The sequence below is a fragment of the Solimonas sp. K1W22B-7 genome (assembly GCF_003428335.1).
Taxonomy (GTDB): domain Bacteria; phylum Pseudomonadota; class Gammaproteobacteria; order Nevskiales; family Nevskiaceae; genus Solimonas_A.
This window is the reverse complement of record NZ_CP031704.1, coordinates 4,447,318-4,466,311: the sequence shown is the minus strand read 5'-3', so window position 1 is coordinate 4,466,311 and position 18,994 is coordinate 4,447,318. Positions and strand designations below refer to the sequence as shown.

Below are 18,994 nucleotides of genomic sequence, written 5' to 3'. Positions count from 1 at the left end.
TGTTGTTAGCGATTGGCAGCTTACGCCGCCAGCCGGTCGATCTGTTCCTGGGCCTTGCCCAGGGCGCCTTCGCGGCTCTCTTCCGAGATCGCCAGGCCCTCGGCGTAGACGAACTCCACGTCCTCGACGCCGATGAAGCGCAGGAAGTCGCGGATGTAGCCGGTCTGCGTGTCCAGCGCCGTGCCGGCATAGATGCCGCCGCGGGTGGCGAAGACATAGGCCTTCTTGCCCTTCACCAGGCCCTCGGGGCCGTTGGCGGTGTAGCGGAAGGTCTGGCCGGCGCGGGCGACATGGTCGATCCAGCTCTTCAGCTGCGAAGGGATGCCGAAGTTGTACAGCGGCAGGCCCAGCACGATGACGTCGGCGCGCTTCAGTTCGGCGATCAGGGCGTCGGAATAGGCGACCACGGCGTTCTGCTCGGCCGTGCGCTGTTCCGGCGGGGTGATGAAGGCGCCGAAGCGGGCGCCGTCCAGGTGGGGCACCGGCTCGGCGGCCAGGTCGCGGATCGTGACGCGGGCGCCGTTCTGCGCCGCGACATAGCGGGCGGCCAGGCGGCTCGACTGGCTGTTTTCACCGTTCAGGCTGGTGCTGATCTGCAGGATGTTGCGGGTCTGGTTGCTCATGGCTTTACTCCGTTGTTGCTGGGTGTGACGCCATTAAACAATTGCAGGATTCGATAAAAAAGCAGATATTTTCGGTTATATCTATCGAATGGATCGATAATGCATCCGAAAATCAGCCTGGAACAATGGCGTGCGCTGGCCACGGTGGTGGAGGCGGGCGGCTATGCCCAGGCCTCGGAGCAGCTGCACAAGACCCAGTCGTCGGTGACCTATGCGGTGCAGAAGATCGAACGCCTGCTGGGCCTCAAGGCCTTTACCATCGAGGGGCGCAAGGCGGTGCTGACCCCCGCCGGCCACGTGCTCCACCGCCGTGCCCGCGCCCTGCTCGACGAGGCGCTGTCGCTGGAGCATGGCGCCGCCAGCCTCGCCGCCGGCTGGGAGCCGGAGGTGCGGCTGGCGGCCGAGATCATCTTTCCCACCTGGGCGCTGCTGCGCTGCTTCGCAAGCTTTGCGCAGGAGCAGCCGCAGACCCGCATCCAGCTGTACGAGAGCGTGCTCGGCGGCACCGACGAGTTGCTGATGGAACGGCGCGTCGACTTCGCCATCGCCGCGCACGTGCCGCAGGGGTTCGCCGGAGACGCGCTGATGCCCCTGCGCTTCATTGCCGCGGCGCATCCCGATCATCCGCTGCACCAGCTGGGCCGCGAGCTGGACTTCCGCGACCTGCGCAAGCATCGCCAGCTGGTGATCCGCGATACCGCGCAGCAGCGCGTGCGCGAGGCCGGCAGCTGGCAGGAAGCGGAGCAGCGCTACACCTTCAGCAACAAGGCCACGGCCATCGCCGCCGCCTGCCTGGGCCTGGGTTTCTCCTGGTACCCGGAAGACACCATTCGTGCCGAGCTGGCCGAGGGGCGCCTCAAGCCGCTGCCGTTGCGCGAAGGGCGCGAGCGCTTCGTGCAGCTCTACCTGGTGTTTGCCGACCGCGACTATCCCGGCCGCGCCGCCTGGCGCCTGGGCGAGATCATCCGTGAGACCGTCGCCACACTTTGCGCACAGGAGGCTTCGACGCGCAGGCAAACGCCGCTAAGCTAAGGGCACAAGAAACGGACAAAGGGATTTGCGGACATGCGGTTTTTTCCAGGGAAGGGGACAGGGGCCTGGCGAGGCCCGGGCTTGCTGCTGGCCTGCGCGCTCGGGCTGGCGGCCACCGCCGCCGACGCGGGGATCAGCCGCTGCGTCAATGCAGAAGGCAAGACCTACTTCACCGACGGCGGCTGTCCCGTCAGCAATCCGATCGAGCGGCCCAAGGCGACACCGCGTCCGGAAGCAGAACTGCCGCCCGGCAGCCTGGAACCGGTCGGCGCGGCCGCCGCGCCGTCAGCCGTCAGCCCGGCGGCGGCCCCTGCCGCGAAGGCCCTCCCGTCCGGCGTGGTGGTGGAGGCCATCGAACCGGCCTCGGCCGTCGAGCCCGCCACTGCCATCGAACCTGCAGACGCCACGGTGACGCCGGAGGCGGTCGCGCCGGTCGCCGCCGAGCCCCTGCGCAAGCGCCAGTCGCGCTCCGGGCACTGGGGACTGGTGCTGGTCGGGGTGGCGATCGCCACCATCGGCCACCTCTGGATGATGGGCCTGGCCTGGGGAGCGGGGTCCAAACTGTGGAGCTTCCTGATCTTCCTGTTCGCGCCGTTCGCCAATCTGCTGTACTGCCTGCTCAACCTGCGTGAACCGAGGACCCTCGGGAGCTTTGCGATGACCGCCGGTGGCCTGGCCCTGGCCGCGTCGCTGTTCGTGCCGCCGACCGAACTGATCGACGTCAACGAGAGCTATCTCACCGCCCGCGCGCAGACAGGGATCGAGGACCGCGCTCCGCGCGAGCGTTTCTCCTCTTCCGAGAAGGTGTACATGAAGACCGTGCTGGGCTGGGACGACTGGCTGGTGGGCGAGGTGCCCTATGTCGTCACCTGGGCCTGGTATACCGGCGACGAGCAGGTTGCCGAGTTTTCCAGGGAGATGGAGTTCGGCGCCGCGCCCAAGGTACTCGAGGGCTATTGGCCGGCGGCAGAACTCGGCCCGGGCCGTCACAGCGTCGAGCTGTACATCGACGACGAGTTGATCGACACGCGCGAGTTCGAAATTCTGTAGGCCGGATTTCCCGTCGTCCGGGCAGACGATTTCGTCCGGGGGCCCTTCGTGATCTGCTGCGTGCAGAACCATGAGTCGGCGAGCGTCACGCGGGGCCGGTAAGCTTGCAGGCTCCGGTGATCGTAGTGTCATAAAGGGCCAGCGCGGCTGCCGGCGGCACGCTCCATGCAGCGTCCGGCCAGGGGCCATCGCGCGGGCGACTATTTCGAATGAGGACCATGTGAAGAGTTGGGTGACGGCCGGCGTTCTGGCGATGCTCGCGGCCTGGATCAGCGCATACAGCGCGCCGGTGGCTGCGGGCTTCTACAAGTGCCGCGATGCCAATGGCGAAATCTTCATTGCCGACAGCGGCTGCCCCCCGGCCACCAAGGCCGTCCGCCCTGAGCGCCCCTCGGTGACGACCGAGAGCGGGGCGGGCAGCATTGCACCGTCCCCCGAGGCGCCTGCGCCCCGCATCGAGCCGGCGCCCGAGACGGCGCGTCCATCAGCGCCTGCGGTGCAGCCCCCGCCCGCTGAAGTGGCTGCCCCCATGCCGCCGCAGTTCCAGCCGGCGCGCCCCAGCAGAATGATCGAGCCGCCCCCGCCGCCGCCCGGCAGCGGAGCGCGTGGCGAGGCCGGCGGGCTGACCGGTGTCGCGCGCGCCGACGGCGCGCCGGCCGAGCCGCTGCGCCCGCGCAAGGTCAAGTCCGTGCGCTGGTGGGCGGTGGGCCTGGGCCTGGGCCTGCTGATGGTGACGCACGCCTGGATGATCGCGATCGCCTTCCGTGCCGGCTCCACCGCCTGGGGCGTGGCCCTGATCGTGGGCTCGCCGGTGAGCAATTTCGTGTACCTGCTCACGCACTTCCGCAAGGCCGGCTGGCCTTCGCTGGTGGGTATCGCCGCCCTCGGCGCCCTGGCCTACGTCTACGTACCGCCGACCGACCTGATCGAAGTGTCGGACAGCTACCTCACCACGCGCGGCAGCACCGACCTGGGCGAGCGCAAGCCGCGCATCATCTTCACGCGCAAGGAAACGGTCTGCCTCAAGACCATCATCCGCTGGGACGGCACGCTGGAGAACTGGTGGGTCGGCCGCAACCAGCAGGTGAGCTGGGTCTGGTATGCCAACGGCAAGCCGAAGACCCACCACTCGGTGCGCATCGATTTCGACCGCACGCCCTTCGTGCTGCTGGGCTACATGCCGGGCGGCGACCTGGGCAAGGGCAAGCACCGCGTGGAGCTGCGCATCAACGACCGCATCTTCGACGAGCGCGAGTTCGAGGTCCGGTAGAGGACGCACATAAGCCTACTGCGCGGGCCGATCTTGCATCTCCGGTGCTCGCCGTACTTCAGTACGTCTCCGCTCCTCGAAGCAACCTCGGCCCTGCTCGCTACGGCTTCTGCGCATCCTCTGGCGGGGGAGCAAAAGAAGCTGCCGGTTCTAGCTGCTGCGTGGCCCGCGCCGGAAATCCGCATGCACCACGTGCTCGTGCGGGCGGTAGCGTTCCGCCGCCTGCAGGCGGGAGCAGTCGCGGCCCGCGGCCTTGGCCTCGTAGAGGCGCTGGTCGGCATCCTGCAGCAGCGGCTCGGATTCCTGGTCCGGCTCCGGCACCAGCCAGATGCCGCCGATGCTGGCGCTGAGCGAGATGTCCTGGCGCCGGCGCGAATCTTCCAGCACCACTTCGCGGATCGAATACAGCAGGTTCGCCACCTGGTGCTCGAACTCCAGCGGCGTGATGTCGTACCAGACCATCACGAACTCTTCGCCGCCGTAACGCGCCCGCAGGTCCAGCGGCCGACGCGCGATCTGCTGCTGCAGGACCGCGCCGATACGGCTCAGCACCTGGTCGCCGAACAGATGGCCCTGGGTATCGTTGATGCGCTTGAAGTGGTCCACGTCGAGCAGGGCCACGCCCACCATGCGCCGCTCGCGCGCGGCCTGCGCCAGCACGCGCGGCAGCAGGCGGTTGAACTCGGCGCGGGTCGGCAGGCCGGTGAGCGGGTCGGTGCGCGCGGACGCGTAGGCGTAGCGCGCCGTGACCCAGGCCAGGCGGCCCAGCAGTTCGTGGACATAGGCGCCGGCGACCGAGATCAGTGCCATGTACGCCAGGCTCAGGGCGTTGCCGCGCGCCTGTATCGGCGAGCTGCCGAGGTGGAATTCCAGGAAGATGCCCAGCGCGAAGAAGGCCAGCGCCGCCGGGATCACGCGCCGGCTGCTGAAGCCGCCGAACATCGACACCGCGATGATCACCACGCCCAGCATCTCGTGCGGGTAGCTCAGCTCGCCGCGCAGGGACAGGAAGCGCAGCATCAGCACGCCGCTCCAGAAGCCGAGCACGCCGGTGATCTGCGCGGCCTGCACCAGCTGCCGCTCGGCGCGCAGGAAGGTCAGCAGCCCGGCGAAGGCCACGATGGGCAGCACCACGCCCAGCTCCAGCAGCACCATGAAGGGACGCACGGCCTCGCTGGGAGCATAGAGGGCGTCCATGTAGAGCGGCCCGAAGCCGAAGCCGATGACGGCGATCGCGAACAGGATCAGCCGCGAGTAGCGGTACTGGGCACGGTGCGAGCGCCGGAAGTTTTCCTCCAGCTCCCCCGCGAAGCGCAGCCGGTACGCATCGACGCGCCGTGCCCGCTCCAGTTGCTCCAGTTCCGACATCCTGAATTCTCCCTCGGCCCCATTCTACGGGGCCGCACGCCGGGCCGGGCCACCCTGGATGGGCCGATTGAGGACAGGGAGAGGGGTAGATTCAGCTGAAGTATGTGAGTTTATATATAAATATAAAAACAATATTCAATGAAATAAGCAGCAGATCATCCTGCGCGTCATCCCGCCATCGGCGAGATGCCGGGCGCCGGTGATGAAGCCACGGAAGCCTTCGCACCGGGACGTCCCTGTCCCGGCTTCTTCATGCGACCGCGGCGGCGGCCCGGATCAGGCGGCCAGCATCTTGCCGACCAGGTTCTCGCAGGTCGGCTTGTCCATGTAGCGCGGCACGGCGTAGGTCCAGTGCGCTTCCTTCAGCGCCGCGGTGGCGATCGCCGGGATGTCGGAGGACTTGAGCTTTTCGACCTTGGTCGGGATGCCGAACTCGGCGTTCATCGCGCGGATCTTGGCGATGAAGCTGTCGGCCAACTGCTCATCGCTCTCGCCGCCCTTCTTCAGCCCGCCGACTTCCGCCAGCCTGGCCAGGCGCGCGGTGCACTCGGGCTTGGAATAGTCGAGCACGTAGGGCATGACGATGGCGTTCGCCAGGCCATGGGGGACGTGATAGTACGCGCCGAAGTTGTGGGCGATGGCGTGGACGTAGCCGACGCCGGCGCTGGTGAAGGCGACGCCGGCCTTGAACGAGGCCAGGGCCATGTTGGCGCGGCCTTCCAGGTCGGCGCCGTTCTTCACCACCTTTTCCAGGTTCTGCATGATCAGGCGCGTGGCTTCCAGCGCCTCGACGTCGGTGGCGGCAAAGCTGTTGCGCGAGATATAGGCTTCCACCGCGTGCGTCAGCGCGTCCATGCCGGTGGCGGCGGTGATGTGCGGCGGCAGGCCGATCATCAGCTGCGGGTCCAGCGCGGCGGCGGTCGGCACGAGGCGCGGGTCCATGATCGCGAACTTGCGCGTGTTCTCCGGATCGGACACCACCGCGGCGATCGTCACCTCGGAGCCGGTGCCGGCCGTGGTCGGCACGGCGTACAGCGTCTTCGGCCAGAAGATCAGGCGGAACAGGCCGCCCATCCAGCGGACCGAATGCGGGTTGGTGGCGCGTGCGCCGATCACCTTGGCGGCGTCGATCGAAGAGCCGCCGCCGACCGCGAGGATCGCCGTGCAGTTTTCGCGCTTGAGCAGCGCCAGGCCGGTTTCGATCTGCGCGATCGTCGGGTTGGGCTCCACGCCGTCGAAGATCACGGTGGTCACGCCCAGTTCCTTGAGGCGCGCCAGCATCGGGTTGAGCAGCCCGAGCTTCATCAGCACGGCGTCGGTCACCACCAGCAGCTTCTTCACTCCGGTCTTGGCGATGTGATCGCAAAGCTGCAGGGAGGAACCCGAGCCGCTGAACAGTTCCGGCTTGCGGAAATTGAGGATCTTGGTGCCGATCAGCAGGAACACCATGATGAACTTGAAAAACAGGACCTGGAGTTTGAAAAGCATGTTCGCTCTCGTCTGGGTTCTAGGAATGGTTTGCGGGCCGTGGACCGGCCTCTGGCGGCCTTCAGGCAGGCCTTGGGAGCGAACTATGACGCATCTCGGGCGTGTCATCGCCCGCTGGCATCGTCACCTGAGGCTATCGTCAGGTTTTTGAAGGAATTTCACAGGACCAAAGGCAGCGGGTCGTCGCACGCGGCGGCCCGCTGTGTTTCCGGGCCCTCAGGAACTCATCACCAGGCTGCCCAGCTTCTTGGTCAGCTTGAGGTTCTCGGCGTAGTCCACCGGGATGCCGATCAGCGCCGGCCCGGGCTGGCTGTGCGCCTCGGCCAGCACCGCCGGCAGTTCCTCGGCGGTGCGCACCGTGCGGCCCCACATGCCGAAGGCCTGCGCCAGCAGTTCCCAGTCGGGGTTGCCGAAGTCCAGCTTGGAGTGCTTGCCGAATTCGTTCTGCTGCTTCCACTTGATCAGGCCGTACTCGCCGTCGGCCCAGACCATGATCACCACGTTGAGCTTCAGGCGCACCGCGGTTTCCAGGTCCTGCACGTTCATCAGGAAGCCCGCGTCGCCGCAGATCGCCATGACCTTGCGGTCGGGGCAGGCGATCTTGGCGCCGATGGCGCCGGGCAGGGCGAAGCCCATGGAACAGAAGCCGTTGGAGATCAGGCAGGTGTTGGGTTCGTCGCAGGGGTAGTAGCGCGAGATCCACATCTTGTGGGCACCGACATCGGACAGGATGATGTCGCGCGGGCCCATGTACTGGCGCACGTCCCACAGGATCTTCTGCGGCTTCACCGGGAAGGCGAAGTCGTCCTTCTCGCAGGCGTGATCGTCCTGGATCTGCTGGCGCACCTTCTGCCACTTGCCGATGTCGTTGAGCGGCAGGCGGTCGTCGTGGTCGCGCTCCAGCGCGATGTTGATCTGCCACAGCGCGTCGGCGATGTCGCCCACCACGTCCACTTCCACCGTGTAGTGCTGGTCCACCTCGGCCGGCTGGAAGTCGATGTGGATGATCTTCTTGTCCTGCTTGGCGTTCCACTTGTCCGGGCTGTACTCCACCGGGTCGTAGCCCACCACCAGCACGACGTCGGCCTTGTCCATCGCCAGGTTGCCGTAGTCCTTGGCCTGCAGGCCGATGGTGAACAGGTTGTGCGGGTCCTCGCGCTTCAGTGCGCCCTTGCCCATGAAGGTGTTGAACACCGGCATGCCGGCCTTCAGCGCCAGCCGCCGCAACTGCGCGGCGGCGCGCTTGCGCAAGGCACCGTTGCCGGCCAGCACCATCGGGCACTTGGCAGACAGCAGCAGGTCCACCGCCTGCTGCACCGCCTTGTGGTCGGCGGCCGGGCGCCGGGTCTTGAACACCTTCATCGGGTGGCCATGGGTCTTGCGCTCGGCCACGTCCTCCGGCAACTCGATCACGGTCACGCCCGGCTTTTCCGCCTCGGCCACCTTGAAGGCCTTGCGCACCACTTCGGGGATGATGCTGGGCTCGACGATGGACGTGGCCCACTTGGAGATCGGCCGCATCATCGCGATCGCATCCATGTTCTGGTGCGACTCCTTGTGCAGTCGCTTGGTCGAGGCCTGGCCGATGATCGCCACCGTCGGCGCGCGGTCCATGTTGGCGTCGGCCAGGCCGGTGACCAGGTTGGTGGCGCCGGGGCCGAGCGTGGCCAGGCACACGCCGGCCTTGCCGGTGAGGCGGCCGTAGACGTCGGCCATGAAGGCTGCGCCCTGTTCATGGCGCGTCAGCACGAACTGTATCGGGGAATCCATCAGGGACATCATGACGTCGGCGTTCTCCTCGCCGGGCACGCCGAAGATGTACTCCACCCCCTCCGCCTCCAGGCATTTGACGAAGAGGTCGGATGCCTTGATGTTGCCGCTGCCGGAACTGCCTTCGCTCATGACGCTTTCTCCCGAAACCGGACCATGAACCCTCTCCTCCAGGGAGAAGGGAAAAGCAATCCTGACGTTCAGCTCAGCGCGCGATCTCCTTGGACCGCAGCACCATCATCTTGCGCACCTGCATGTCGTGGATCGTGTGCGGAATGCCGCCCACGCCGTGGCCGGACGCGCGCAGGCCGGCAAAGGGCATCCAGTCGACGCGGAAGGCGGTGTGGTCGTTGACCATCACGGCCGAGGCCTCCAGCCGGTGGTAGCAGCGCAGCGCGGTTTCCAGCGAGCGCGTGAACACCGCCGCCTGGAACGCCACCGGCAGGCTGTTGGCGCGCTCGATGGCCTGGTCGATGGAATCCACGCTGTAGACGCAGACCACCGGGCCGAACACTTCCTGCGTCGAGACCCGCGCGGTGCCGGGCGGATCGAGCAGCACGGTCGGCGCGTACATGGTCTCGGACATCGGCTGGCCGCCGCAGAGCAGCTGCGCGCCGCCGGCCACGGCCTCTTCCACCCAGTCGTGGATGCGGCGCGTCTCGGCCGGGTCGATCAGCGGACCGATCTCGGTTTCCGGCATGGTCGGGTCGCCGACGATCATCTTCTGCGCCAGCTTGGCCAGTTCCTCGGCGAAGTGGCCGGCGATGCCGCGGTCGACATAGACGCGCTGCACCGACACGCAGACCTGGCCGGCATGGTAGAAGCCGCCCTTGGCGATCAGCGGCAGGGCATAGGCGACGTCGGCATCGCCGGCCAGCACCACCGGTGCCACGCCGCCGTGCTCCAGCGCGCAGCGCGTGCCGGGCGCCAGCTTGCTGCGCAGGTCCCAGCCGACCCTGGCGCTGCCGATGAAGCTGAAGAAGGCCACGCGCGGATCGGTGACCATCTTGGTAGAAAGCTCGTTGTTCTCCGGGATCACCGGCAGGCACCACTCGTCCGGCAGGCCGGCCTCGCGCAGGATCTCGATGAAGCGCAGGCAGGTCAGCGGCGTGGCCTTGGCCGGCTTGATGATCACCGGGCAGCCGGCGGCGATCGCCGGGCCCACCTGGTGGGCGATCAGGTTCAGCGGGTGATTGAAGGCCGACACCGCCACCACCACGCCGATCGGCTCGGTCTGGGTGAAGGCCATGCGGTTGGTGCTGGAGGCGGTGGTCCCCATCGGGATCACCTCGCCGGCCTGGGTGCGCAGCGTCTCCACGCAGATCTTCAGCGAGTCGGCGGCGCGCGCCACTTCCACGCGCGAATCCACCAGCGGCTTGCCGCCCTCGCGGGCCGATTCCACCGCCAGCTTCTCGCCGCGCGACAGCAGGATCGAAGCGGCTTCCTCGAGGATGGCGATGCGCTTGGCCAGCGGCAGCCAGCCGTCGCGGTTGCGGTAGAGCCCGTAAGCGGTCTTGAGCGCGTGTTCCACCACCTTGGCGTCGGCGGTGGCGACCTCGCCGATCGCGGTGCGATCGAAGGGCGCGCGCACGAGCAAGGGCTCGGACTTGGTAGAAATGCCGGGGACGAGCAGTCCGTAGCGGTGGGGCATACGCGTTTTCTCCTGCTTTTCCCCGAGCTTAGCCCATACCAGGGGAAACGGCAGCGCCCCAGATGTAGTGTCCTGTGATCCGCAGCGCAGTTCGCCCCGGAGGCGGATGGGACCTTACTGGTCCTCGTAGCGCAGGATCGAGGGCCAGTAGTCGATCGCCGCCTGGTTCAGCAGCTGGCGCTGCTCGCCCTGCGGCAACCAGCGCTGGTGCGACACCGCCGCCCGCAGCAGGAACTCGAACAGCGTCATGTGGCGGCGCAGGGTGCGCTGCAGGCGATGCGGCAGCACCGGGTTGAAGATGCCGAGCAGGCGGAACATCTGCCGCGGGTTCTTCTTCAGCCACATCCAGGAGCCCATTTCCAGCGTCAGCGGCAGGAACACCTGCCCGGGCTGTGCGCGCGGGCGGTCGTAGAGATAGTCCCAGAGGTCGCCGTGGGTGGTGTAGTGGCGTGCCTGCGGCTCGATCACATAGATGTTGTGGTGCGGATGGGTGGCGCGGAACAGGCTGCGCAGCGCGTACAGGTCCCCCAGGCAGTCGATCGGCCGCGTCGTGCGTGCGTAGGGAAACCAGATCTGGTCGCGCACGCCGAAGCCGGAATGGCAGTCCAGCGCCAGGCTGAAGGGCTGGGTCAGCAGGCGCTCCTCCACCACGCGGCACATTGCCGCCGCCTCCGGCTGCATCGCCTCGCCGGCGCGGCCGCGGAACCAGGGCAGCATCGGCGTCAGGCGGTGGCCGCCCAGCAGGGGCACCGCGTCCTCGGCGTCCATCGGGGCATTGCGCATCAGGTCCACCCCCGCGGGGTTGGCACGGGTCTCGGCCAGCATGCCGCCCGGGTTGATCAGGGGCATGAACACCAGGCGCACGTGCTGGAGACTGCGCTCCAGTTCCTCGTCCCAGCGCAGGCGTTCCACCAGGGTGTGCAGGAAGGCCAGCAGCACCTGGGTGCCGATGCGCTCCACGCCGTGGATGCCGCCGAAGAAGCCCACCACCGGCGCCAGCGGGTCGCGCGAACCCAGTTCCAGGCAGTGCACCGGCCACTGACGGCCGCGGTAATCGACCCGGCAGACCACCTCGCTGCGCAATGCGCCGTTGGCGCGGCCGATCAGGGCTTCCAGCTCCTCGAGCTCGCGCAGGGCATGGGTGGACAGGGGCTTGGACTTGCTCATGCCGCGCAGATTGCGACAGATTGGTGAAGCTGGCGTGACACCGCCGGTCGGGACGAACGCTACCGCGGGCGTTCCGGGGGGCAGCGATGGCCCGCTACTTGCACCAGCGAAGACAAGGCTTGGTAAGCGTCAGGGAGGTCGATATGACGATGCAGATGCCCGATTTCGCCCGGCTGGGTCCGCCGGCTTTCGATGAAAAGGACCTGCGGTTCCTGTTCGAGCATTTTCCGGTGCCGGGCGTGGACCTGGACGAGGCGGTGCGCCTGGCGCTGGAGCGCCCGACGACGCTGGAGTCGCTGCTGGAGAGCGACTACGTCAATGCCGCGATCCGCGACCGCCAGCTGCAATGGCTGGAGGTCTCGCCGAAGCTGTACTTCAACGTCACCCTGCGGCGCGCCCTGGCCGGCGCGCGCAACGGCACCACGCGACGCACGGTGCACTACCTGGCCAACCTGCTGGGCCTGTTCGTCCGCACCGAGCGACTCTACCGCGTGCAGGACGGCGAGGAGCAGAGCTACCACTACCTCGTCGACCTGGTGCAGGAAGCGGCGCAGGCGGGACCGGAGCGCGGTTTCTACGTGCAGTCGCACATCGGCAACTACGCACTGTGGCTGGCCGGCATCTGCCGCCCCTGGGTCGATCATCGCTTTCGCTACAAGCGCCGCCCGGTGGACATGAACTACTACTGCAAGATGGGCCGCAGCTACTACGCCACCGCCTCGCGCCATCGCATGGCCGAGCAGCTGGGATTGCGGCCGGTGTTCCAGGACCTGGCGCAGCGGTTCGACTACTACCGGGGGGGATTGGAGAACATGGCGGCGGGTTGGCAGTGAAGTGCCGTGTGGTTGGTGAGTCCGCAACGGTATTCTGTCCGCGAATGAACGCAAATCAACGCAAATGATTGAATTGCTGTATTGGCGTTAATTTGCGTCCATTTGCGGACTGCCGGTCTTGGTCGGGGCTGTAGCTACCGCTGCAACCCCTGCCTGAACTGCACGTACCGCATCGCCGACACCTGCGGCGCTTCCATCATCGGCAGGTGGCCGATGTCCTGCATCATCTCCAGCTGCGAGTTGGGCAGCAGCTGTTTCCAGATCAGGCCGTCGCCCGGGTCCACCGCGCGATCGTGGTCGCCGAACACGACCAGCGCCGGCACCGGCAGGCCGCGGATCCTGTTGTTGACGCTGTACTCGCTCCAGTGCTCGATCAGGTTACGGAAGATGCGCGTGTGCAGCGTGTAGTTGGCCACCGCCTGTTCCGCCAGCACGTGGCGCACGCTGCCCGGCACGAAGGGCCGCTTGACGAAGACGAAGTCCATCGTGCGCTCGAAGTCCTCGGGCTTCTGCGAGAACAGCAGGTACTCGCCGCGATCGTAGGCGGCGCGCACCTCGGTGCGCTTGCCGCCGTCGATGCCGGCCGCGCCGAGCAGCCACAGGCTGGCGGCCTTGTTGGGGAACTTCGCGGCGTAGCTGGCGACGATCCAGCCGCCCATCGAGCTGCCGCCGAAATGCGCGCGGCCCAGCTGCAGTGCCGTCATGATCTCGTCCAGGCGCTCCACCTGGGCCGGGATGCCGTAGTCGGCCTGCTCGGGCTTGCTGCTTTCGCCGAAGCCGGGCAGGTCGATCGCGATCACGCGGTAGTGCGGCGTCAGCCAGCGCGCGGCGCGGGTGAAGTTGTCCTTGTCGGCGCCGATGCCGTGCACCAGTACCAGCGGCTCGCCGCTGCCGCCCTCGAGATAGGCAATCTCGAAGCCCGGGATCTTCAGCGTCTTCGGCTCCAGGCCGGACTGCTTGCGCTCCAGCGCCAGGCCCCAGCGGGTGGCCTGCTCGGGGTAGTAGCGATCCAGCGCGAACAGGCTACCGACAGCCAGGGCCAGGATCACGACGAGGGCGATCAGGAAACGCATGCAGTTCTTCTCCGTGTGTTGTTACGGGGTATCGACCAGACGCATCAGGCTTTCCTGCGTCGTGCTGGCGATCAGGCGACCCTGGCGGTCGAAGATCAGCCCGCGCGAGAAGCCGCGCGCGGACTGGGCGGAGGGCGAGTCCATGGAGTACAGCAGCCAGTCGTCGACGCGGGCGTCGCGATGGAACCACAGCGCGTGGTCGATGCTGGCCACCACCATGTCGCTGCGGAACCAGCCCTTGCCATGCGGCAGCAATGCGGTCGACAGCAGGTTGAAGTCCGAGGCATAGGCCAGCACGCAGCGGTGCAGCAGCGGGTCGTCGGGCAGCTGGCCGGCCGCGCGGAACCAGATGTGCTGCGCCGGCTCGCGCTGTTCGGTCACCAGCGGGTTCCAGGGCCGCACCGGCTTGAACTCGATCGGCACTTCGCGCAGCAGCGTGCTGCGCGCCCGCTCGCTGACCCCCGGTGTCTGCGCCACCCACTTCTCCGCCACTTCCAGCAGTGTCGGCAGTTCCTCGGGCGGCGTCACCTGCGGCATCTGCGCCTGGTGGTCCAGGCCGCCCTCGGCTTTCTGGAACGAAGCGATCATCGACAGGATCGGCTGGCCATGCTGGATCGCGTGGACGCGGCGCGTGCTGAAGCTGCGGCCGTCGCGCACCCGTTCCACCTCGTAGACGATCGGCAGGGCCATGTCGCCCGGGCGCAGGAAGTAGGCGTGCAGCGAATGCGGCGCCTGGTCCTGCACCGTGCGGCGCGCCGCCACCAGGGCCTGGCCGATGACCTGGCCGCCGAACACGCTCTTGCCGCCGAGATCGCGCGACTGGCCGCGGTAGATGTTCTGTTCGATGGTTTCCAGGTCGAGCAGGCCGACCAGGTCCGAGAGAATGCGGTTCATGCGGGGGGCAGACCAGGGGAGTGATAAAATTCCAGCCCTCAAGGCTAAGCCAACAAGGGCCATTTCACCAAGTGTCGTCAATGACTTGCCGTTCGGGCTGCGGCGCCTGCTGCACCGCGCCCTCGATCTCCTCGCCGATCCCCGGCATGCCCGGTGGCAAGCCGGCGGGAGTGCGCTGCGCGCAGCTCATGGACGACCAGCGCTGCGCGATCTTCGGCGACCCGCGCCGGCCGGCGGTCTGCGGCAGCCTGAAACCGACGGCGGAAATGTGTGGAACATCCAGGGATGCAGCGATGGAATACCTGCTGCGCCTGGAATCCCTCACCGCCGCTTGAGAGGGTAGCGGAGTAGGAGCGCCGGTCAACATGACAACCGGCCTTCGCGGCTGACAGCCGCTCCTACAATTCAGACACTACAAGTCCACCCGCCCCTTGAAACTGTCCTGCACCTGCTCGCCCACCGCCTTGCCGCCCCGCAGCTGCCGCGTCTTCCACCCCAGCCGCACGCCCACGTCCGGCCGTGTATCGCAGCTCAGGCTCAGCTCCAGCACGTCGTCCGGCGCCAGCTCCAGCGGCGCCAGCAGCGGCAGGTAGATCTGGTCCCAGTGCGTCGCCGGCGCGAACGGCGAGGTCGAAAGCTCGATCCCCGGCAGCAACTCGCAGACCCACCACAGCGCGATGCCTTCGACCCGCGCGGCCGGCAGGTCACCGGCCTTCCAGCGCAGCGTCGCGGTGCGGCGGCTGTCGGCGGCCTTGGCCTGCGGGCGCAGGTCCAGCTCGTCCCAGGCCTGGCCGCAGTCGCGGCCGCCGAGGTCGGCCGGGGCGATCTGCTTCACGTACATGTTGTTGAGCGACACCGTGCGCGCGGCCGACAGGTCCAGATCAAAGCCCACCTGCGGCCAGATGTCGATCTCCTGCTGCAGCCGCGCTGCCGTCACCGGCGCGGCGAACTGCCGCAGGCCCTGCGGCAGCACCCGGCCGCCGGCCTTGAGGTAGCGCCGCGCGTCGATCAGGGTCTCCAGCAGGCCTTCTTCGAGGGCGAAGTTGCCCAGGGTCTCCGACACCACCAGGTCCACCTTCGGCGGCTTGCGCAGCTCGGCGGAATGGCCGCGGACGAAAGTCAGCTGGTCGATGCCGTTCTGCCGCGCCAGCTTCTGCGCCAGCTCGATCATGCCGCTGTACTCGATCAGCGTGCAGTGCGCCGCGCCCAGGCGCCGCGCCAGGAAGCTGAGGAAGCCGGTGCCGGCACCGATGTCGGCCACGGTGGTCTTGCCCGGCTCGATCAGCTGCTTCAGCGCCGCGTGAAAGGCAGCGTTGCGGGGGGCGTCGCCCAGGAGCTTTCTGTGGAGTTCTATTTCACTCATACGCCGTATTTTCGCGGATTCGGTGAAAATGCGCAGATGCAGCTGCTCGTCTCCCATGTTTTCGCCGGTTCGGTGCGCCCCATGCCGGGCGACGGTCGCCCCACGGGCATCTTCAAGGACCCCGTCGCCGGGCCAGTGGACATCGGCCCCGAAGGCCTGCTGAGCGACGCCCAGGCCGACCGCCGCGTGCACGGCGGGCCGGAGAAGGCGGTGCACCACTTCCCGCTGGAAAACCACCGCCGCCTGGCCGCGCGCTTTCCCGAGCAGGCCGCCGGTTTCGTCGCCGGCGGCCTGGGCGAGAACCTGTCCACCGAGGGCGCCGACGAGTCCGGCGTCTGCATCGGCGACGTCTGGGCCTTCGGCACGGCGCGCCTGCAGTTGTCGCAGCCGCGCAGCCCCTGCTGGAAGATCGACGCGCGCCACGGCCTTGAGGGCATCGCCCTCTGGATCGCCGGGCAGGGCATCGCCGGCTGGTACTACCGCGTGCTCGAGCCGGGCCGCGCCCGGGCCGGCGACGCGCTGCGGCTGCTGCAGCGCAATGCCGACGCCATCTCGCTGCGCGAATTCTGGGATACCCAGGCCGAGCACCGCCCCGCGCCCGAGGCCCTGCGGCGTCTCGCCGCCACGCCGGGGCTCAACCCGAACTGGGTCGGCAAGCTGCAGCGTCGCGCCGACTACCTGCGGACCCTGCCATGAAACTCCCGCTGCCCGACCTGCCGGTCCGCGAGGCTTTGCCGGCACTGCGCCAGGCCCTTTCCGGCGGCGGCCGCGCCGTGCTGGCCGCGCCGCCGGGCTCCGGCAAGACCACCCTGATCCCGCTGGAACTGCTGGCCGAGCCCTGGCTCAAGGGGCTGCGCATCGTCATGCTGGAACCGCGCCGCGTCGCCGCGCGCGCCGCCGCGGCGCGCATGGCGCAGCTGCTGGGCGAGCCGGTGGGCCAGACCGTGGGCTACCAGATCCGCTTCGAGCGCAAGGTTTCCGCGGCCACGCGGATCGAGGTCGTCACCGAGGGCCTGCTGGCGCGGCGCCTGCAGGCCGACCCGGAGCTGCCCGGCGTGGGCCTGCTGATCTTCGACGAGTTCCACGAGCGCAGCCTCGACGCCGACCTCGCGCTGGCGCTGAGCCTGGACGTGCGCGCCAACCTCAACCCCGAGCTGCGCCTGCTGGTGATGTCGGCGACGCTGGACACGCAGCGCGTCGCGCGCCTGCTGGACGATGCGCCGGTGGTGCAGAGCGGCGGCCAGCTGTTCCCGGTGGACATCAGATACCTGACGCAGCGCGCCGATGCCGACCATGGCGAGGTGGTGGCGCAGGGCGTGATCACGGCGCTGGCCGAGACGCCGGGCGACGTGCTGGCCTTCCTGCCCGGGGCGCGCGAGATCCGTGGCGCGCAGCGCCGGCTGGAAGCGCGCACCCAGGCCGCCATCTATCCCCTCTATGGCGAGCTGTCCTCGGCCGAGCAGGACGCCGCGCTGCAGCCCGACCGCGACGGTCGCCGCAAGGTGATCCTGGCCACCAACATCGCCCAGACCAGCCTCACCGTGGAGGGTGTCACCACCGTGGTCGACGGCGGCCTGGTGCGCGTGGCGCGTTTCGATCTCGGTGCCGGCGCCAACCGCCTGGAGACGCAGCGCGTCTCGCGCGCCTCCGCCGACCAGCGCGCCGGCCGTGCCGGCCGCCTCGGTCCCGGCCACTGCTACCGCCTGTGGAATCGCGACCAGCAGGCGGCACTGGCCCAGCACGACACACCGGAAATCCTCGCCGCCGACCTGTCGCGCTTCGCGCTGGAGCTGGCGGTCTGGGGCGCGAGCGAGCCGGCTCAACTCGGGTTCCTCGATCCGCCGGGCACGGTGAGCTGGACCTATGCGCGCGAGCTGCTGCGCGAACTCGGCGCGGTGAACGCGCAGGGCCGCATCACGCCGCACGGCCGCGAACTGGCGCGCCTGCCGGCGGCGCCGCGGCGTGCACAGATGCTGTTGCTGGCCAAGGCCCGCGGCCTCGGCGCGCTTGCGGCCTGGACCGCGGCGGTGCTGGAAGAGCGCGACGGCGGCGCCAGCGATCTCGCCGCCACGGTGCAGGCCTACCTGCAGGGCCGCGCCGCCGATCCCAATGCGCTGCGCCGCGTGCGCGACTCCGCGCGCCAGATGGGGCGGCAGGTCGATGCCACCGAGCAGCCCGTCGCCGACGACCGCGACGTCGCGCGCCTGGTCAGCTGGGCCTATCCCGAGCGCATCGCCCGCCGCCGCGGCAGCCAGCGCGGCGTCTACCTCTGCGAGGACGGCGGCGAGGCGCGCATCGGCGAACACGATCCGCTGTCCGCGTCCGAGTGGCTTGCCATCGCGCACTGGGACCCAGGACCACCCCGCAAGATCCGCCTCGCCGCCGCGCTGCGCGAAGACGAACTGCTGCGCGACCAGGCCGCGCGCATCGTCGACGTGCAGGACTGCCGCTGGGACCCGCAGACCGATGCCGTGGTCTCCGAGACGCAGCGGCGCCTCGGTGCGATCGTGCTCGAGCGCCGCATGCTGCGCGGCGGCGCCGAAGAGAAAATCCGCACCGCGATGCTCGCCGGCATCCGCGCCCTCGGCCTGCAGGCACTGCCCTGGAACGAGGCCGCGCGGCAGTGGCAGGCGCGGGTGCTGTCGCTGCGCCAGTGGCGTCCCGAAGACAGCTGGCCCGACGTCTCCGACGAGGGCCTGCTGGCGACGCTGGAAGACTGGCTGGCGCCCTCCCTCGATGGCGTCACGCGGCGCGATCACCTTGCGCGTCTGGACCTGATGGAAATCCTCAACGCCAGCCTCGACTACGCCACGCAGCAGAAGCTCGGTCGGCTGGCGCCGACGCATATGGACGTGCCCACCGGCTCGCGCGTGCGCCTGGAATACCGCCCGCCGGAAGCGCCGCTGCTGTCGGTGCGCCTGCAGGAGATGTTCGGCTGCGCCCAGACCCCCACGGTCAACGACGGCCGCAACCGCGTGGTGCTGGAACTGCTCTCCCCCGGCCAGCGCCCGGTCGCGATCACCCCCGACCTCGCCGGTTTCTGGGCCGGCAGCTACAGCGACGTGAAGAAGGACATGAAGGGGCGGTATCCGCGGCATCCCTGGCCGGACAATCCGCTGGAAGCGGCGCCGACCAGAAGGGCGAAGCCGCGGGGGACGTGAAGGCGGTTGGTTCAGGTAACGAATGTAGGAGCGGCTGTTGGCCGCGAGGGCCGGTGGCCGTGGTCACCGGCCCTCGCGGCTAACAGCCGCTCCTGCCATTGTGTCCGCTGTCTACTGCGCCTTCTTTGAGCCCAACCAGTCCCCGCAGCCCGGTTTCGTGCAGCGAAGCCGGGAGCGCCGGTCACAGTGTGCTCCCGGCTTGCCTTTGGCAAACCGGGCTACGGGTGAGCGCCAATCTTGTCCCCTCGCCC

At 68.5% G+C, this 18,994-nt stretch carries 16 protein-coding genes; 7 read left to right on the top strand and 9 right to left on the bottom strand.

Features of this window, described 5'->3' with window-relative positions; genetic code table 11:
• Nucleotides 1–20 precede the first annotated feature (20 nt).
• A complete protein-coding gene (locus D0B54_RS20175) occupies nt 21–623 on the bottom strand; it encodes an FMN-dependent NADH-azoreductase (RefSeq protein ID WP_117293546.1) in 603 nt (200 codons plus the stop codon).
• Nucleotides 624–722: 99 nt separating this feature from the next.
• Here D0B54_RS20175 and D0B54_RS20170 point away from each other — a divergent pair, with 99 nt between their 5' ends.
• The 3 genes from D0B54_RS20170 to D0B54_RS20160 all read left to right on the top strand — a co-directional run bounded on the left by D0B54_RS20170 (nt 723) and on the right by D0B54_RS20160 (nt 3,975).
• Entirely contained in the window at nt 723–1,655 is a 933-nt protein-coding gene (locus tag D0B54_RS20170) for a LysR family transcriptional regulator (RefSeq protein WP_117293544.1), read from the top strand.
• Nucleotides 1,656–1,688: 33 nt separating this feature from the next.
• Entirely contained in the window at nt 1,689–2,705 is a 1,017-nt protein-coding gene (locus D0B54_RS20165; protein WP_162932585.1) for a hypothetical protein, read from the top strand.
• Between the two features lie 232 nt (nt 2,706–2,937).
• Complete coding sequence (locus D0B54_RS20160) at nt 2,938–3,975, top strand: hypothetical protein (protein ID WP_117293540.1); 1,038 nt, start codon at nt 2,938–2,940, stop codon at nt 3,973–3,975.
• Between the two features lie 150 nt (nt 3,976–4,125).
• On the opposite strand, the gene D0B54_RS20155 is transcribed toward D0B54_RS20160, so the two are convergent.
• The 5 genes from D0B54_RS20155 to D0B54_RS20135 all read right to left on the bottom strand — a co-directional run bounded on the left by D0B54_RS20155 (nt 4,126) and on the right by D0B54_RS20135 (nt 11,419).
• Nucleotides 4,126–5,343, bottom strand: a complete 1,218-nt coding sequence (locus D0B54_RS20155) for a GGDEF domain-containing protein (protein WP_117293538.1) — start codon at nt 5,341–5,343, stop codon at nt 4,126–4,128.
• A 276-nt stretch (nt 5,344–5,619) separates the two neighbouring features.
• Nucleotides 5,620–6,831 (bottom strand): iron-containing alcohol dehydrogenase, encoded by a 1,212-nt coding sequence (locus D0B54_RS20150; RefSeq protein WP_117293536.1) that lies wholly within the window; start codon nt 6,829–6,831, stop codon nt 5,620–5,622.
• A gap of 216 nt (nt 6,832–7,047) precedes the next feature.
• Complete coding sequence (locus D0B54_RS20145; RefSeq protein WP_205527192.1) at nt 7,048–8,733, bottom strand: acetolactate synthase large subunit; 1,686 nt, start codon at nt 8,731–8,733, stop codon at nt 7,048–7,050.
• Between the two features lie 73 nt (nt 8,734–8,806).
• Nucleotides 8,807–10,252, bottom strand: a complete 1,446-nt coding sequence (locus tag D0B54_RS20140; RefSeq protein ID WP_117293534.1) for an aldehyde dehydrogenase family protein — start codon at nt 10,250–10,252, stop codon at nt 8,807–8,809.
• 114 nt (nt 10,253–10,366) lie between these two features.
• Nucleotides 10,367–11,419, bottom strand: a complete 1,053-nt coding sequence (locus tag D0B54_RS20135; protein ID WP_117293532.1) for a M14 family zinc carboxypeptidase — start codon at nt 11,417–11,419, stop codon at nt 10,367–10,369.
• A gap of 143 nt (nt 11,420–11,562) precedes the next feature.
• Here D0B54_RS20135 and D0B54_RS20130 point away from each other — a divergent pair, with 143 nt between their 5' ends.
• Nucleotides 11,563–12,252: a hypothetical protein gene (locus tag D0B54_RS20130; protein WP_117293530.1), complete on the top strand. Its 690-nt coding sequence runs from the start codon at nt 11,563–11,565 to the stop codon at nt 12,250–12,252.
• Between the two features lie 134 nt (nt 12,253–12,386).
• Here the strand turns inward: D0B54_RS20130 and D0B54_RS20125 are convergent, their stop codons facing one another.
• The gene (locus tag D0B54_RS20125; protein ID WP_117293528.1) at nt 12,387–13,325 is read right to left on the bottom strand and encodes an alpha/beta fold hydrolase; all 939 of its coding nucleotides are present in this window, start codon (nt 13,323–13,325) and stop codon (nt 12,387–12,389) included.
• A gap of 21 nt (nt 13,326–13,346) precedes the next feature.
• Complete coding sequence (gene tesB / locus D0B54_RS20120) at nt 13,347–14,219, bottom strand: acyl-CoA thioesterase II (RefSeq protein ID WP_117293526.1); 873 nt, start codon at nt 14,217–14,219, stop codon at nt 13,347–13,349.
• A gap of 80 nt (nt 14,220–14,299) precedes the next feature.
• Here tesB and D0B54_RS24455 point away from each other — a divergent pair, with 80 nt between their 5' ends.
• Nucleotides 14,300–14,554 carry a YkgJ family cysteine cluster protein gene (locus tag D0B54_RS24455; RefSeq protein WP_162932584.1) on the top strand — a complete coding sequence of 85 codons (255 nt, stop codon included), beginning with the start codon at nt 14,300–14,302 and terminating at the stop codon, nt 14,552–14,554.
• Between the two features lie 77 nt (nt 14,555–14,631).
• Here D0B54_RS24455 and D0B54_RS20110 read toward each other — a convergent pair whose 3' ends face one another.
• Nucleotides 14,632–15,582, bottom strand: a complete 951-nt coding sequence (locus D0B54_RS20110) for a methyltransferase domain-containing protein (protein ID WP_162932583.1) — start codon at nt 15,580–15,582, stop codon at nt 14,632–14,634.
• Between the two features lie 36 nt (nt 15,583–15,618).
• Here D0B54_RS20110 and D0B54_RS20105 point away from each other — a divergent pair, with 36 nt between their 5' ends.
• Both D0B54_RS20105 and hrpB read left to right on the top strand, forming a co-directional pair.
• Nucleotides 15,619–16,278, top strand: coding sequence for an MOSC domain-containing protein (locus D0B54_RS20105; RefSeq protein WP_117293520.1), 660 nt, complete (start codon nt 15,619–15,621; stop codon nt 16,276–16,278).
• On the top strand, nt 16,275–18,743 hold the full coding sequence (hrpB, locus tag D0B54_RS20100; protein WP_117293518.1) for an ATP-dependent helicase HrpB: 2,469 nt from the start codon (nt 16,275–16,277) through the stop codon (nt 18,741–18,743). The genes D0B54_RS20105 and hrpB overlap by 4 nt, the downstream gene beginning before the upstream one ends.
• Nucleotides 18,744–18,994: the final 251 nt, after the last annotated feature.